14 protein-coding genes are annotated in these 15948 nt (G+C 48.7%); 3 read left to right on the top strand and 11 right to left on the bottom strand.

Annotation, left to right across the window (positions count from 1 at the left end; genetic code table 11):
• Positions 1-46 precede the first annotated feature (46 nt).
• From HMPREF0860_RS03115 to rpmH, 6 genes are all read right to left on the bottom strand, one after another.
• A complete protein-coding gene (locus HMPREF0860_RS03115) occupies positions 47-1021 on the bottom strand; it encodes a peptidylprolyl isomerase (protein WP_021329699.1) in 975 nt (324 codons plus the stop codon).
• Between the two features lie 138 nt (positions 1022-1159).
• A complete protein-coding gene (jag, locus tag HMPREF0860_RS03110; RefSeq protein ID WP_021495493.1) occupies positions 1160-1861 on the bottom strand; it encodes an RNA-binding cell elongation regulator Jag/EloR in 702 nt (233 codons plus the stop codon).
• Positions 1862-1952: 91 nt separating this feature from the next.
• On the bottom strand, positions 1953-3734 hold the full coding sequence (yidC, locus tag HMPREF0860_RS03105; protein ID WP_021329624.1) for a membrane protein insertase YidC: 1782 nt from the start codon (positions 3732-3734) through the stop codon (positions 1953-1955).
• Between the two features lie 80 nt (positions 3735-3814).
• Positions 3815-4036, bottom strand: coding sequence for a membrane protein insertion efficiency factor YidD (yidD, locus tag HMPREF0860_RS03100; RefSeq protein WP_021329642.1), 222 nt, complete (start codon positions 4034-4036; stop codon positions 3815-3817).
• Positions 4033-4395 carry a ribonuclease P protein component gene (gene rnpA, locus HMPREF0860_RS03095; protein ID WP_021495488.1) on the bottom strand — a complete coding sequence of 121 codons (363 nt, stop codon included), beginning with the start codon at positions 4393-4395 and terminating at the stop codon, positions 4033-4035. Before rnpA ends, yidD begins: the two co-directional genes overlap by 4 nt.
• A gap of 22 nt (positions 4396-4417) precedes the next feature.
• Positions 4418-4573 carry a 50S ribosomal protein L34 gene (gene rpmH / locus HMPREF0860_RS03090; protein ID WP_016521223.1) on the bottom strand — a complete coding sequence of 52 codons (156 nt, stop codon included), beginning with the start codon at positions 4571-4573 and terminating at the stop codon, positions 4418-4420.
• A 160-nt stretch (positions 4574-4733) separates the two neighbouring features.
• On the opposite strand from rpmH, the gene pheT reads away from it, so the two are divergent.
• Complete coding sequence (pheT, locus tag HMPREF0860_RS03085) at positions 4734-6479, top strand: phenylalanine--tRNA ligase subunit beta (RefSeq protein ID WP_021329630.1); 1746 nt, start codon at positions 4734-4736, stop codon at positions 6477-6479.
• A gap of 15 nt (positions 6480-6494) precedes the next feature.
• Here the strand turns inward: pheT and HMPREF0860_RS03080 are convergent, their stop codons facing one another.
• Positions 6495-8402, bottom strand: coding sequence for a TRAP transporter permease (locus tag HMPREF0860_RS03080; RefSeq protein ID WP_038080520.1), 1908 nt, complete (start codon positions 8400-8402; stop codon positions 6495-6497).
• 109 nt (positions 8403-8511) lie between these two features.
• Positions 8512-9531 (bottom strand): TAXI family TRAP transporter solute-binding subunit, encoded by a 1020-nt coding sequence (locus tag HMPREF0860_RS03075; RefSeq protein ID WP_021329638.1) that lies wholly within the window; start codon positions 9529-9531, stop codon positions 8512-8514.
• A 151-nt stretch (positions 9532-9682) separates the two neighbouring features.
• Between HMPREF0860_RS03075 and HMPREF0860_RS03070 the strand changes: the two genes are divergently transcribed.
• Complete coding sequence (locus HMPREF0860_RS03070) at positions 9683-10642, top strand: LysR family transcriptional regulator (protein ID WP_021329718.1); 960 nt, start codon at positions 9683-9685, stop codon at positions 10640-10642.
• Here the strand turns inward: HMPREF0860_RS03070 and HMPREF0860_RS03065 are convergent.
• The 3 genes from HMPREF0860_RS03065 to HMPREF0860_RS13170 form a co-directional block, all read right to left on the bottom strand.
• On the bottom strand, positions 10614-11114 hold the full coding sequence (locus HMPREF0860_RS03065; protein ID WP_021329664.1) for a GNAT family N-acetyltransferase: 501 nt from the start codon (positions 11112-11114) through the stop codon (positions 10614-10616). The two genes, HMPREF0860_RS03070 and HMPREF0860_RS03065, sit on opposite strands and share 29 nt — an antisense overlap.
• A gap of 19 nt (positions 11115-11133) precedes the next feature.
• A complete protein-coding gene (locus HMPREF0860_RS03060) occupies positions 11134-12501 on the bottom strand; it encodes an MATE family efflux transporter (RefSeq protein ID WP_021329737.1) in 1368 nt (455 codons plus the stop codon).
• Positions 12502-12808: 307 nt separating this feature from the next.
• Positions 12809-14518 (bottom strand): InlB B-repeat-containing protein, encoded by a 1710-nt coding sequence (locus tag HMPREF0860_RS13170; RefSeq protein WP_021329645.1) that lies wholly within the window; start codon positions 14516-14518, stop codon positions 12809-12811.
• Between the two features lie 470 nt (positions 14519-14988).
• Between HMPREF0860_RS13170 and HMPREF0860_RS03045 the strand changes: the two genes are divergently transcribed.
• Positions 14989-15888 carry a M15 family metallopeptidase gene (locus HMPREF0860_RS03045; RefSeq protein ID WP_021329741.1) on the top strand — a complete coding sequence of 300 codons (900 nt, stop codon included), beginning with the start codon at positions 14989-14991 and terminating at the stop codon, positions 15886-15888.
• Positions 15889-15948 lie beyond the last annotated feature (60 nt).

The raw sequence follows: 15948 nt of genomic DNA, 5'->3' as shown, positions 1-15948 counted from the left end.
CGCTTGAAAACACGACGTTTTAATAATTAACAAATTTTATTTACCTTTACTGCAGCGTAATATCGAATGCGATATACGCATTTTCGGGAATGACGCCGGGGTAACCGCGCTCGCCGTACGCCAAATCGGGCGGGATGACGATCGTGCGGCTTTCGCCTTTTTTCATATCCTGTACCATCGCGTCGAAACCGGGAATCATCTGTCCCGCGGCGGTCGTAAAGGACAGCGGCGCCCTGCCTTCCGACGAATCGAATACGCGGCCGTCTATGAGGTAGCCTTTGTAATCGACGGAAACTTTTTTGCCCTTTCCCGTTTTTTCGCCGCTGCCGGCTTTCTTTATTTTATAATAAATGCCGTCGGCGTTTTTTTCGAAATTCGCAAAATTCTTTTCGATCGTTTTGATTTGATCGGCGAACGCGGCTTCTTTTCGAGCGGCGGCCGCTTTCAGCGCGTCGGCGGATAATTTATTAAAATCGCTTTGCGATGCGGTAAACTTTTTCGCCTCTTCGCCGTTCCGCACAATCGTAATTTTTTTGATCGCGTCGCCCTGTTTTGTCTTATTGACGATGTCCTGTCCTTCAAGCACTTTGCCGAAAATCGTGTGCTTGCCGGTAAGCCACGGCGTCGGAACGATCGTGATAAAAAATTGACTGCCGTTCGTATTCGCTCCGGAATTCGCCATGGCGAGGAGGCCGCCCGAAGTAAAGGCGTATTTGTCGACGATTTCATCGGGAAACGAATAGCCCGGGCCGCCGGTGCCGTTGCCCCGCGGGTCGCCGCCTTGAATCATAAAATCCTGATCATCGCCGTTTCCCTTGCTGATGACACGGTGAAACGTGAGTCCGTCGTAAAAGGGTTTGCCTTTCGCCGCATCGAGCGTACCTTCGGCAAGCCCGACGAAATTCACGACGGTAAGCGGCGTATCTTTGTAATACAGCTCGAGCACGATATTTCCGCGGGATGTTTCCATGACGGCGAATACTCCGTCTTTCCCTTGAATCGATTTTATGCTTTTTTCCATAGGATTGCATCCTCCGTACATGATCGTGACACAGCACATTGCAAACGATAATAACAATTTACGCATAGGCATTTTTACCTTATCAAAAATTAATAAAATTTCAAACCGCTTCGATCGCGCCGCACGCGGCGGGATACGTCAGCGAACGCCCTTATAGAGAACGCGCACTTGCTTGTACAGACCGTCGCCTTCCGATTTCGTGTCGATATCGGGGATGTCGTTGAGCGTCGTGTGAATGAGGCGGCGTTCGAACGGATTCATCGGTTCGAGTAAAATCGAATTGTGCGTCTGATGCACTTTGTCCGCAGTCGTGTACGCAAGGCGCACAAGCGATTCTTCGCGGCGGATGCGGTAATTTTCCGAATCGAGGATGATGCGCACGTCTTCGTGGCCGAGCCGGCCAGCGTAGATATTTGCCAAAAGCTGGAGCGCATCGAGGTTTTTTCCTTTCCGTCCGATAAGGATCGACGAATTCTGCGAATTCATCTTTATGCCGATTTTCTTCGCTTCGCGAAATACGATTTCCGTTTTTACGTCGTAGCCCATCTTTTCGATGATCGTGTCGACGAACTCAAGCAGCTTTTTTTCGAACTCATCCTGCGGCAGCGGATCGGCGACGATTCTCGCAGGCGTTTCATACATTCTGTTGTCGTTCCCCGCGTGCGACGCATCGGGAGAATCGACCGGATTGACGCGGATCTTTACATAGCCTTTTTTGAACAGCGAATTTTTTTGCGTTTCAAGGATCTCCACGTCGAACTGATCGCGTTCGAGACCGAGTTCGCTCGCGGCTTTTTCGATCGCTTCCTTTTCGGTTTTTCCTTCATACTCGTATATCATAACGTACCTCTTGCTTTTTCCGAACGGCGGTTAAAACTTCCGAAAGTACAATTTTCGAAAGCCGCCGATCAGCCGATTAATAAAATACGGCTCAGCGTTTTTTACCTTTTTTAACAATTTTAAATTGTCCGGCTTGCGCGGCGATTTCCGCTTTTTTTTGCCGCATGAATTTGTTGATTATGAGCTGCTGCCCCATCTGGATGATATTGCTCACCGTCCAATACAAAAGCAGTCCGGACGGCGCATTGTAGAACAGGAAAAAGAAAATGAGGGGCATACCGTACATCATAAATTTCATCTGTCCTGCACTCGAACCGGCTCCGGCCGCAGTGCCGCCGACCATCGTGATTTTACCGTACAAAAGCTGGGATGCGAGATAGATGATCGGAAGAATACGGATCGAATTGCCCAAAAACGAACCGATAAACGGTATGTCGCGTTTGAACGCATATACGCTGTCGCCGGTCGAAAGATCGGGAATCCATCCGGGAATAAACGACGCACCGCGGAATTCGAAATAATTGTTAAACAGATCGTACATCGCAAAAATTATTAAAAATTGGAAGAGCATCGGAAGGCAGCCGCTCATCGGATTGTAGCCGTTGTCTTTGTAAAGTTTTGCCGTTTCCGCTTGTAATTTTTGAGGATTGTCTTTGTACTTCGTCTGCAGCTCCGTTATCTTCGGCTGGAGCGCCTGCATTTTGAGCGTGCCGAGCGATTGCTGTCTTGTCAGCGGGAACATCGCAAGTTTTAATAAAATCGTCATGATGATGATCGCGACGCCCCAGTTGTGAACGACTTTGTACAGCATTTCGAGAACCCATTTGAGGATCTTTTCAAGCCAGCCGAGCCAGCCGTAGCCCTGCAGCGATTCGTCGAGTTTTACATTTTCAAGCTGCCAGCCGTTCGCCTGCGCCGTATTGTAGAGGCGCAAATCGGTTTCGTTGCGCGGCCCGAAGTAAACGTAATACGTGTCGGCCATATCGGTGCCGGAAAAAGGCTTGCGCGTAAAAAAAGCTTGCGCGTTCGCATAGTCGCCGACTTCCGTGCGCGAAGAATAATACGCTTCGCCCGTCATCGTCTCCGGTTTTTCGGGAATGAAAAGTTCTTCGAAATATTTTCCGGCGATGCCTGCCCATACGTAATCGCGTTTATACGGTTTAAACTGTTTCGTACCGACTTGTACGTATTTTTTTTTGTTGCCGTCGAACGTGATAAACATGCGCGAATCGTAGCGGTTCATGCGCGGGTTATAGTGCGGCCCGACTTGCGGCGCCGTGCGGATCGTGTAAGCGGCGTTGTTCGTGTTGAGTGAAACGGTACCCTCGTCGCTGTGCATTAAAACTTCAAGTTTGAACATGTATTCGCCGGGGATAAACGTATAGCGCTTGCCGAACGTATAGCCGTTATAGCGCTTCGTAAAAAGTACGGTATTCGCATCCGGCTGTTCGACGCTGAACAGATCGTTTATCATCGCGCCGTTCGCATCGCCGAATGAAACGGCGCACGCGCGGTTAAAAGCGGAAATATTGTCCGCCATTTCAACGCCTTTGTTCGTATCGGTATCGACGTGATTCAGCAATTCATAGCCGATGATATCGCCGCCCCTGTTCGTAAAGGCCGCTTTGATTTTATCCGTTACGATCGTAAGACTCTGCTCGGAAACGGCTTCTTCGGTATCGGAAGAAGCGATAAGCACGGGCGCCGCGTCTTGCGAATTTCCCGGAAGAGCCTCCGTAGAAATTGCTGCCGGCCCTTCCGTGTTTGCCGAAACGTTTTGTCGCTGCGGCGCAAATACGGTAGCCTGCAAAACCATAAAGGTACCGATCACGACCGTCGACAACGCGATCGCCCAAACAGTATTTTTATCCATAATAAATCTCCATCACTTTCATCGTTGTTAAAACAGTAAAAAAGCGTGCACACATCGGCACGGCATTTAAAATTATTATTTCACGGAACGGGGTCGTATCCGCCGGCATGAAACGGATGACAGCGAACGATTCTCTTTATTGCAAAAAAAAGCCCTTTGCTCGGCCCGTATTTTTTAATCGCTTCGATCGCATACTGCGAACACGTCGGCGTGTACCTGCAGCACGACGGAAACAACGGAGAAATACAGATTTGATAGGCACGGATACAAAGACAGAAAATTCTCGTAAGGAATTGTTTCATTCCGCAATCAATCCCGCTTTTTTACACAATAATCGAAATTGCGCACATCGGGCGTCGAACGAATCCCGCCCGGGATACAATAAAAAGAGCATATCGTATCCGACATTCAACTGTGCTTTTAATAAACGATAGACTTCACGGCTGTATCTTTTCGACAAGTTTCTCTGCACCGCGTTACCGTATCCGCGGGACAGAGGAAATCCGACGCGATTTACGCGCAATCCGTTTTTTGCATAAAACAGCTTTGCGCCCGGAATACCCGTTCGCTTTCCGTTGTTAAAAAGCGCTTTAAAAGCGGCGGATTTTTTTATACGTTCTGAACGTTTAAATCCGCTCTTCTTTCTCAAAGCGGCTTCCATCGGCAGCTTCCGTCCCTAAAAATCAATACTTCTTTTTTTCGTCTGCGACCGACAGCTTTTTGCGTCCTTTTGCGCGGCGGCGGGCGAGAACTTTGCGGCCGCCCTTTGTTGCCATGCGCGCTCTGAATCCGAATTTTCTGTTGCGTTTAACTTTGCTGGGCTGATATGTCCGTAACATAGAACATGCTCCTTATATAATCAACCGCGATATCGCTATCGAGGTCATAAGATATCGAAATAAGTAATCAAATATATCATTATTTTTTATACTTGGTCAAGGCGAATTGAATAAATCGATATGATGCTTTATAATAGTTACAATACTTGCGAGGATAGAGATGCCAAAAATCGAAGTCAACGAAAAAAATTTTTTCGCTTTGCTCGGAAAAAAATACGATTACGATACACTTGAAACAAAATTGCCGTGCGCAAAAGCCGAACTCGATGAAAAACCCGACGCGTCCAAGCCTGAAGATGAGCGCGTTATTAAAATCGAACTCAACGACACGAATCGTCCCGATCTGTGGTCGACGGTCGGCGTCGCGCGGCAGATCGCCCTGCACGACGGCGCAAAACACGCGGATTATCAAAAATTCATGTCGGCTCCCGATGCGATAAAAGATCCGGCCAACCGCATCGTCACCGTGGACGCCGAACTGCAGCATATCCGCCCGTATATCGTCGCCTTCGTTATTTCCGGAAAAGCGATCGACGAGGCGATGCTGAAAGACATCATCCAAACGCAGGAAAAACTCGCGTGGAATTTCGGACGCAAGCGGAAGACGATTTCGATGGGCGTATACCGTATTTCCGATATCGCATTTCCCGTGCATTATAAAGCCGTCGATCCGGACACAACCTCTTTTGTGCCGCTGCAGTGCGCAGAGCCCATGACGTGCCGTCAAATCCTGAGCGAACATCCGAAAGGAAAAGAATACGGTTGGATTTTAAAAGACTTTAAAAAATTTCCGCTGCTCGTCGACGACAAAGGCGAAATCATGTCGATGGCGCCGATCATCAACAGTGCGACGCTCGGTGCGGTACAAGTCGGAGACACGGGCTTAATGGTCGAACTGACCGGCGACGATATGGAAAGCCTTATGCTTGCGGCGAATATCGTCGCGTGCGATTTTTTTGAAAGCGGCTACGAAATTCTTCCGATGCGCGTCGACTATCCTTACGAAACGAAATTCGGCAAAACGGTCGTGTGTCCGTATTATTTTCAAGTTCCGACAAAAGCCTATCTTTCGCATATCAACAAAATGCTCGGCTCGTCGTTTACTGCGGACGAAGTGTGCGCCGCGCTCTACCGCATGGGCGATGAAACGACGGTAAAAAAATTGACGATCGACGGAAAAGACGATGCGGAGTTTACGCTCTTTCCGCCGCCCTATCGCAACGATTTTTTGCACGAAGCCGATGTGATCGAAGACGTCATGATCGGGCGGGATATCGCTTCGTTCGAACCGGAAAGCCCGAGCGATTTTACGATCGGCAGGCTTTTACCGATAACGCAGTTCAGCCGTAAAGCAAAAACGCTTATGGTCGGACTCGGCTATCAGGAGATGATTTTCAACTACGTCGGAAGCCGCCGCGATTACATCGACAATATGCTCATCGACGAATCGAGCGTTATCGAAATCGCAAATCCGATGAGCGAAAATTATCAATTTATCAGACCGGAGATAATCTCTTCGCTGCTCCGCGCGGAAAGCAAATCGGCAAACGCGCAGTTCCCGCACAAAATTTTCGAAATCGGCAAAGTCGCCTATCTCTGCGACGAAGAAAATACCGGCACGCGCACACGAGCGCACTTGGGCTTTTTGACGGCGGCGGCAAATGCAAACTTCAACGACGCGGCAAGCGAAGTCGCAGCGCTCCTGTATTTCCTCGACCACACGTACGAAGTACAAGAAAGCTCCGATCCGCGCTTTATCGTCGGCCGTCAAGCATCCGTTATCGTAGGCGGCAAAGCAGTCGGTGTTTTCGGCGAAGTCAATCCGCAAGTGCTCGAAAACTGGGCCGTTACGGTGCCCTGCGCTGCGGGCGAAATCGATTTGGAAGCGTTACTCGAAAGCCTCTGAAACATACCGTCGTCGTTATCGATTTTCTTGCGGCATATTTGCGCGTACGCGTTTTTTTGACGAAATCGAAAACACGACGAACGCCGCGGCGGCAAGGATAAAGCCAACGGCGCTTTCCAAATAATACGGAACGAGCAATAATATTCCGCCGATCAAAAAGACGATGCGGTATATCATCGGCACCGGTTTATCGATATATCCCGTCAAACAGATGCTCATCAAGCCGACGCCCAAAAGCGCCGTTACAATCGCAACGGAAACGGCAAATGCATTTCCCTGCAGCAGCAACGCGGGATTATAGCAAAACGTAAACGGAATCACAAACGACGGCAAGGCTATCATACATGCGATAGCTCCCACATGCAGCCATTTCGCTTTGGCAAGACCGGCAGCCATAAAGACGGCGACGCATACCGGCGGCGTAATTGCGGACAGACATGCATAGTAAAAAATAAACAAGTGCACGACGAGCGGCTCAAGCCCGAGTGCGACAAGCGGCGGAGCCAAAACCGCGGCACCGAGTACATAAGCCGCCGTCGTCGGCAAACCCATGCCGAGGATAATGCACACGAACATGGAACAGATAAGACATAAAAAAACATTACTCTGCCCGAGCGAAACGATGATATCGGACAGCTTTACGCCGAAGCCGGTCAAATTGATAAGCGAAACGGTGATTTGAGAACCGGCAAGAATACCGCACATATCGATAATGCTTTTCGTTCCGTTGAGCGTCGTATTTAAACAAAGTTTTCCCGTTTGGACGACGGTGCTTTTAAAATTTTTCGATGCGAGACTGAATTTTAAAATATACATCACAAACGCACCGACCGTCGCATAAAAGGCTCCCATGAGTACGGTATATCCGATAACAAGGAAATACAGAAACACTGCAAGGGGTACGAGGATTACAGCATAATCGATCAGAGCGATGTAGGGTTTATCGGTTGTTCCCTTAATATTATTTTTCGCAGAGTTTAAATGAACGGCGATAAAGCAACTTATAAAATAAATGAGCGCGGGAACAAAGGCGGCTTTCGCGATGGCAAGATACGGCACGCCGATCAACTGCGACATAATAAACGCTGCAGCGCCCATAATCGGCGGCATGAGCTGACCACCCGTCGACGCAACGGCTTCCATCGTTGCAGCCCATTCATTCGAGTATCCCGCTTTTTTCATCGATGGTATCGTAAAGACACCCGTTGCAGCGACGTTGCCGATCGCAGAACCGGAAATCATGCCGAAAAGCATACTCGCACACACTGCCACTTTTCCCGGCCCGCCGGTATATTTTCCGGTAAGCCGCTGTCCCATTTTAATAAACGTTTCCGCACCGCCCGTTTCCGACAAAATCGCCCCGAAAATACCGAACATCGCAAGCATCGTCGCCGATAAGCCGAGCATCGTTCCCCAAATACCGCGCGTATTGTGATAAAACGTTTGAAATACCAAATTGAACGAAAAATTCTGATGACCCCAAACACCGGGGAACAGTTCGCCGAAAAATGCATAGCAGAGAAAGATACCGCCGAGAACCGGAAACGTCCAGCCGACGCTTCTTCTGCTCGCTTCGAGGATCAATACGACGAGGGCGACGGAAGCAAATATGTCAAAACCGCTTACCCATTTCAGCGGGTCGTACAGAATCGCGTCGGCAATAAACGTACAATAGATGCAGGAAGCGCATGAAACGGCGGCGAAGATACAGTCGTACCAGGGAACCGTGCCGCTTTCGTTTTCCTTTCCTTTTTTCGTCGCGGGTTTTATGATAAACAAGAGCGTCAGAACAAACGCAAGATGGACGCTTCTTTGAATGATATCGGAAAAGGGGCCGCGGGCAGTCGTAAACAGCTGAAATGCGATCAGGGCAAAAGATGCGATGCGGACAAAGCGCATCCAAAACAAATTTAGCTTTCTCATGATTTTCCTTAAAGACTATGGGACTGTCCGAAAACTTCCGCTTCGGGACATTTTGCTATAATAAAAATACCGTACGACACAGTGAGATCGTACGGTATAACGATGACGATTATTTCTTTTCGGTATATTCGGGAGGAATCAGAGAAGGCGGCACCGTATATCCTTTTTCCTTAAGATACTGCACCGTACCCGGATGAAGCGGTGTCGAAGCGGCAAGAAGCGTCATCTCGGGAACGTCGTTGCGGGCGCCGACCGGATATGCGGTCTGCCAAATCGACTTACCGTCTTCCCACATCGCCTTAAAAAAACGATAACCGTCTTCTTGAGAAAATCCCGTACGCACTTGAATGCCCTGATATGTTGAAATACAGGTCGCGTCATAATCGACGCCGTCATAAGCATTTGCGGGTACAACGGCGGTTTTGACGCTCGGGATAGCTGCCAGAATTTTTTTCATATCGGCGTCGGAGATGGAAAGAATTCGAATCGGACGATTCGCATTGAGTTGCATGACATAACTGTCAGGGGCTGGCCCCGTTTTCACTGCACCGACGATCTGACGATTCGAATATGCGTCGGCGGCATCCGCCTGTCCCGCTTCAAAGTAATTCGGTTTAATTCCGAGCGCATCGAATGCAGCGTGGATAACGACGGACGCCGCAGTCCCCGTTCCTCCGGGATTAAAGCTTTTTCCATTCAAATCATAAATCGATGTGATCCCCGTATCCTTTGCGACACAAATTTGAATAGGCGATCGTTCATAGTACCAAAGAATCCTGAAATCTTTAAACGGTTGACCGTTAAACGTTTTTCCGGTACCGGTATAGCTTTCATAATCGGTGTTTGAAATCGAATTGGCAATTTTTACTTCACCCGCACGAAGACGTTTTGTGTTATCGACGTTGCCGCCCGATTCCGAAACGGTAATCGAATATTCGGGACAATACGTGTTGATAACTTTTCCGATTGAAACGACGTACGGAAACAATCCCGAGCTCGATGCGACCGCCGCCATCGTAAGATAGGTTTTGTCTTTTTTTACGCTACCCGAATCCGGCTCACCCATTCCAAAGACAACAGCACTTGCACAAAACGCTGCCGCAATCGTAATAATCCGCTTTAATTTCATACGCTCATACCGTAAAACGGCCCTCCTTGTAATTATAATTTATACTTATAGATTATGCGTTATAATCAGTATAAAGTGTAAGTTTTACCCTTGTCAAATACATAATTTTAATACTACTATAAATAAATATTATGGACAATGGAATCATTATATGAATTTTAAAGATATTGAATATTTTACGGCGATTTGGGATTATCAAAACTACTCTACCGTTGCAGAAATATTGCATATAAGCCAGCCGGCGCTCAGTCAATGCATTAAAAAGCTTGAAAAGGAATTTGCGACGGCATTGTTCAAACGAAATACGAAAAAACTCGAATTGACTCCGGCAGGCGAAATACTGTATGCGGACGGTAAATCGATCCTCGCAGCAAAAAACAAAACGATACATAAAATCGGCGCACTTTCCCGCCCCGAACCGATATCGCTGAAAATCGGCATATCGCCGTTTTACAGTAAATACTATCTGCCGAAATTGCTTCTGCACTTTACCGCATTGTTTCCAAATCTACAGTATAAAATCGTCGAAGATATTTCGATACGCCTCGAAGAAAAATTGCAAAGCGGTGATCTCGATATTTGTTTTGTGCCGCTTGAACCGCGCAACGGCGCCCTCGATTATCAAATCTTATGTATCGAGGAAATATTGATCGCGTTACCGCAAAACCGCATCCCGTCCGTTACGCCGATTTCGGGAAACGGGTTGCCGTATTTGGATATCGAACAGATAAAACAGATGCCGTTCGTATCGCTGAAAAAAATACAAAAGATCACATCGCTTACGGATCGAATATGCAGACAAATAGGATTTACCCCGGACGTCGTATATGAAACGCTTGACTGGGATACCGTCGATATCATGATCGCGAGCGGCATAGGGGTTGGATTTATCCCCGATATCCTTTATTCGGAACATGCAAAAGATACATCGAGGCATTACTATCGAATCGCAAATATGCCTGCCTTTCGTCACTATGCGGCAGCGTGGCGAAAAGGGAAAACGCTGTCGTCAACGGAACAGAATATAATCGATATCTTTAAAAAAGAGATAGCAGCTTTCCATACCGTCGATCTGCATACGCTCACCAAAGCCCCGCTTCCTCAGGCATAAGTTCGTATGCGATGCGGGGACTGCCGTCTTCTATATAGATGATGCCGCATTCTTTAAATCCCGCTTTTTCGATTGCGTGACGCATCGTTTTGTTGTCGGCATGCGTGTCGATTCTGAGGTGAGCACTGCGTGTTTTGCAAAACGCAATCGCTGCGGCAAAAATACCTTTTACTTCGCCGTCGCTTGCGATGCGGTGAATCGTGCCGTAGGATGCATCGCTTTTCCACGCGCCTTCGATGCGCGCATACGTCGGATCGTCGCCTAGGATAAATGCAAACACTCCGTGTATGCCGCCGTCCGCTTCGACGACGTAATTTCGTTTTTCCCGTATGTCATCGTTTATTAACGTCTCCGGCGGAAAGTTTTCTCCCCACTGCGTCGGATTTCCGCTGTGCTTCATGTACTCGCGGGCGCGCGCATAAATGCGCAGGATATCGTCGAAATCTTTTTGCAGAGCGTTTCGAATCGTCATATTGCCCCTATTTATTAATCTAGCGCGTAACGTTGTGCAGCCATTTGCCGTTGCGCACGCGGAGCAGACCCGCACCGGATTTAAAAATTTGTTCAATCTGCAAACACGCATAGATAACGTAAGGTTCCGCGTGCAGTACAAAAGCCGCTGTGTATGCGAGCGGGATCGCAACGAACCACATCCATACGCCGTCGTTGATTGCGGCGTAAATCGTGTCGCCGCCCGAGCGGCACATACCGACGATAAAAAACATATTGAACGCGTTCAGCGGATAAACGCACATGAGGATGCGCAGCATAAGGCGCGCTTGACGGATGATATGCGTTCCGACATTGAATAAAACGGGAAGTGCGAGCGAAAGCGGAAAGAGCAGAGAGCCGATAAGGACGGCCATCGCGGGCATAAACCATGCGAATCGGTTTGCATACCGGCGCGCTTCCGCTTCGGCACTTGCGCCGATTTTTTTACCGATTATTATACCCGCGCCGTTTCCGACGCCGATAAAAAATACCCACGTCAGCTGGGAAATCGTTCCGGTTATATTGAACGCTGCAAGCGCATCGGTGCTCGCATGCGAAAAAATCGAATTTTCCATCGTGATCCCCAAGCCCCACAGCGTTTCGTTTATGATGACGGGAAGCGCGATTTTGACAAAGCGCGCGAGGAAATCGCGATCGAACGAAAAGAGTTCGGCAAACCGGCCGCACGCTTCGTATTTTTTGCGATACGACCAGCCGACCGTGATCGCGAGTTCCACGAAGCGGGAAAGCACCGTCGCGATTGCGGCTCCTTGCACCCCCATCGCCGGTACGGTTAGGGCGGTTCCGAAAACGGAAACGGAGGCGCCGAAAATCAAAAGATAATTGAAAACGGCGTTTACGAAAAACGATATTGCCGTGCTTACCGTCGGCAGCCGTACGTGCTCGGTTGCGCGGAAAGCGAGTTGAAACGCGAAACTCAGTGCGAGCATCGGATAGCTGGGCGCGACGCAGCGCAGATACCGGCCGCCGAGAGCGATGACGCGCTCATCCGAAGAATACAGCGAAATCAATTCGCGAGGGAAAAAAAGGGCGGCAGCGGTAAAGATGAGTGAAAGCGAGAACGAAAGCGCAAGCGTAATCCCGAGCGTTCGACGGATTCCGGCGATATCTTTTTTGCCCCAATACTGCGCGACGAAAATGGCGCCGCCGCTTGAAATACCGAAAAGCATCATATTGAGGATAAAAAAAATCTGATTACCCAGCCCCGCCGCTGCAATTTCCGTTGCACCGAGTCTGCCGACCATAACCGTGTCGAGCATGTTGACAAAGGTCTGCAAAAAATTCTGCAAAACGATCGGAAGCGCAATAGTAAAAAGCGTACTGTAAAATCCCGGCAATGCGGTCATAATCAACCCCGTGCACTCACCGTCCGTTGTGTTTCAGTGCTTGTGTCATAGTCTTTATAGTGCTCATCTATGGCATTGCAGGCATAACGAATTTCCCGGTTTTATATTCCGGCACGTGATGTTCGTACACGCAGACGATAATTGAATTATATCACAGCTTCACCTGTTTCGTAAGGTAATCCGGTAATCCCGCGCACAAAAAAACCGCCCTCAGAGCCGGAGTTTTTCCGACTTGGGGGCGGTCAGCTTAATGTTTTATTCAACGGGTAATCAAGTTGTCAACCGCCGAAATTACCCGTCGGTGAAGTTACTCCTCTTCAAAGTTTTCCGCTTCGGTGCCCATAACACCAGCAGCATTTCGGTATGCTGTAAGCTGACCGGAAGGCACTTTGATACTGCCTGCAGTGAGAGCGGTGCAAGCCTTAAAGGCATCTTTGAAAGCAAGGTCAAGAGATAATGGCGGCTTGACAGGATTGTAATTGCATTTAAGCTTTACGCCGGTAAGACTTGTGCAGTTTTCAAAACAGGTCGCCATACGCTTAACGCTTGCAGGGATATCCGGTACGGTAGCAAGATTTGTGCAGCCTTTAAAACAACCGTTCATATTCGTAACGCTGTCAGGGATATCGGGTACACGGGTAAGGCTTGTACATTCGTAAAAACAGCTGTTCATATTCGTAACGCCGGCAGGAATAGTCGGCACACCAGTAAGGTTTGTACAGCCTTTAAAGAGGCCGTTTATATTGTCAAGACCGTCAGGAAGGGAGGCAAGCGATACGAGGTTTGTACAGTCTTCAAAACAGCCGTACATTTCGGTAAGACCTGCAGGATAGTTTTTGATTTTAAGGGCGATTTTTATGTCCGAATAGTCTTTAAGACTTGTGCTGAGATTACTCGGTTTAGGACCGTGCGGTATAAAGTCGGCTGCCGGTATGACACCGATTATTTCGATGTAGTTTACTTTTTCTGTTGAAAATTTTCCGCCCAAGTAATACTCCAGCAATTGCTCAAAATCTTTTACTTGCACGAATACAGAGGCGGCCAAAACCTGTCCCACGGTGGGATTTGCCGTCTTTTCTAACACCATAGTATCGAAGTCTCCGTCCGCTATGTTAAGCGTCATAGTATTTCCGCTTAAACCGAATGCAGCAAATTCTTCTCCATCTATCATAATTTTGGCGCCGTCGAGGGTAAAAGGTGTTCCTTCCGCTGAGTCTTTATACAGCCCATCCTGAAGCGAACCCGATATTTCACTTGCAAAATAGAACTTTCCTGCCGTAAAACATAAATACGGCTGTGTTGTAATACCGTCCTCGGTTACGGGACAGGTTTGAATTGTCGATCCTTTCCGTATCGAAATCATTTTCCACACACCGTCTATGGACGTGTTGCCGCCTTCTTTAAATGTTACGCCGACCGTTACGTTTGCGGTAACCTTTATCGTTGCGGTGGCACTTCCTGCAGTCCCGCCCACGGTAAACGTGCCCGTCGAAATTGTCCATTTGTCTACCGCATAGCCTGAAGCGGGCGTCGCCGTAAAGGTAATCTCGGTGTCTTTGGGCACTTGGTTATCGGATGGGATTTCGGGAACGGACTTTACCGTACCGTTTACCGGCAAGGTAAGCGTTACCGCGTACTTGGTAATAAGAGCCGGATTGTCTTCTGCAAAAACGGCTTTTACCTGCACGGCCTGTGTTACCGTGTGCTTGTACGTAGTCTCGGTACCGGCATCGGTTCCGTCACGTTGCCACTTTACAAACTTGTAGCCCGCAACCGGCTCTGCAGTAAAGGTAAGCTCCGTGTTTTCGGCTACCATACCGTCCGCAGGCAGCGTAGGATTTACCGTTACATTGCCGCCGATGTCTTTTTCAAGCGTTACTTTATACTTGGTAACGGACGTTCCGCCGGAATCGCTTCCGTTAGAACAGCTTATCGCCATGCCGGCAAATAAAAGCGCAGCTGCGACGAGCGCCGTAACTTTAAAGACACCCGCTTTTTCGTTGTTGCTTGTTTTCATAGAAAACTCCTTTTAATGAAAAAATAAAAAAACGCACGGAAGACGGTACGCCTTTCGTGCATGTGGTGCGAAAAGTATGTTGTACGTCCCTTATGTGCGGACGGATATACGGCGGATGAGCGGAAAACGCCCTTAGCTGAGAAGCTGAGAATTTTGCTGCGCCCGCGCAGACGTGTCAAGCACGCTGCTATAAGACAATCTACGATGACTGCAGCGGAATTTCTGTATGCGGGCGCTTGTGTGTACGGCGCGGGAACGGTTGCTTTGCTCTCTCTCATAACTCTTAGTATACGGTATACGGCGTAAGTCGGCAAGAGGACGTTTAGCTTTACGCGTAACTTGCCGCCCTTATATTTTTTTCATATATAGGGCATCTCAAAAAACTCACCTTTAGCGATTTTTTCGAGATGCTGACGAGTTGTAACTCGCTGTATTATCGCGAGTTACAACACCGCATTTTGGAGTACCCGATGCACATATCGAAATGCCTAAAATATTTTTTCGAATCGCTGCTCTTTATATTTTTTGCGGTGTCTCTTTACCCCGCTCCGCCCGAACCGAAAGAGCTCGCTATACTCAGGCACGCCTATCCCGACGTTTCATTCACGGCAGTCTACGACGCCGCACTCTCGGATTTTAAAATCGATGTCGTACAAAACCGCGGCGCAATCCGCAAAACGGCGACATTGTATTGGGCGGACGGCAAAATGCTTCCTGCGGACAAACTTACCGAGCGCGAATCGTACTGGCCGCTCCTCTATCCCTATGCAAAAGAAATTCCCGATCCTGCGAATTTTTCCGAAGAGGACTTACGCCGCCTGCGTAATTTTTCTTCGGCGGAAACCCGTTCGCGTCAGGGCGGCACATCGCTTTATTTTTTTAATACAGTCTATGACTGTGAAACGCGGCAATCGACCGAAGCGCATATAAAGCGCATATCGTTTCTCGGCAAATATACGAACGCACACGAACGAATTTTTGCACCGCTTGCGCGCGTCGAAAACAAAATCCGAGAGCGCGCAAAAACCGATGCCGCCGTACAGCACTTCATCGACGAACTGGCGCGCGTCGACAGCTACAACTGGAGGGAAATCGGCGATCGCGTGTCTCGTTCGTTTCACAGCTACGGCATCGCAATCGATGTCCTGCCGCGCGGCTGGGGACAAAAGAACATCTACTGGGCATGGCGGCGCGATATCGACCCCGAAGGATGGATGACACTTCCGCTCGAAAAACGCTGGATGCCGCCGGACGGCGTGATCGAAGCATTCGAATCGGAAGGATTTATCTGGGGCGGCAAGTGGCCGATTTGGGATAATATGCATTTCGAATATCATCCTGAACTGATCGCATACAGCCGGAATCGATAAGAGACATAACGTGTGCGAGTTTGCGCGGATGTTTGCAGAAAACGTGTATACGTATCGTTC

Origin of the sequence: Treponema socranskii subsp. socranskii VPI DR56BR1116 = ATCC 35536 (assembly GCF_000468115.1) — a bacterium.
Taxonomy (GTDB): domain Bacteria; phylum Spirochaetota; class Spirochaetia; order Treponematales; family Treponemataceae; genus Treponema_D; species Treponema_D socranskii.
Note: the sequence above shows the minus strand (reverse complement) of the source record. Positions and strands in the feature narration are given on the sequence as shown.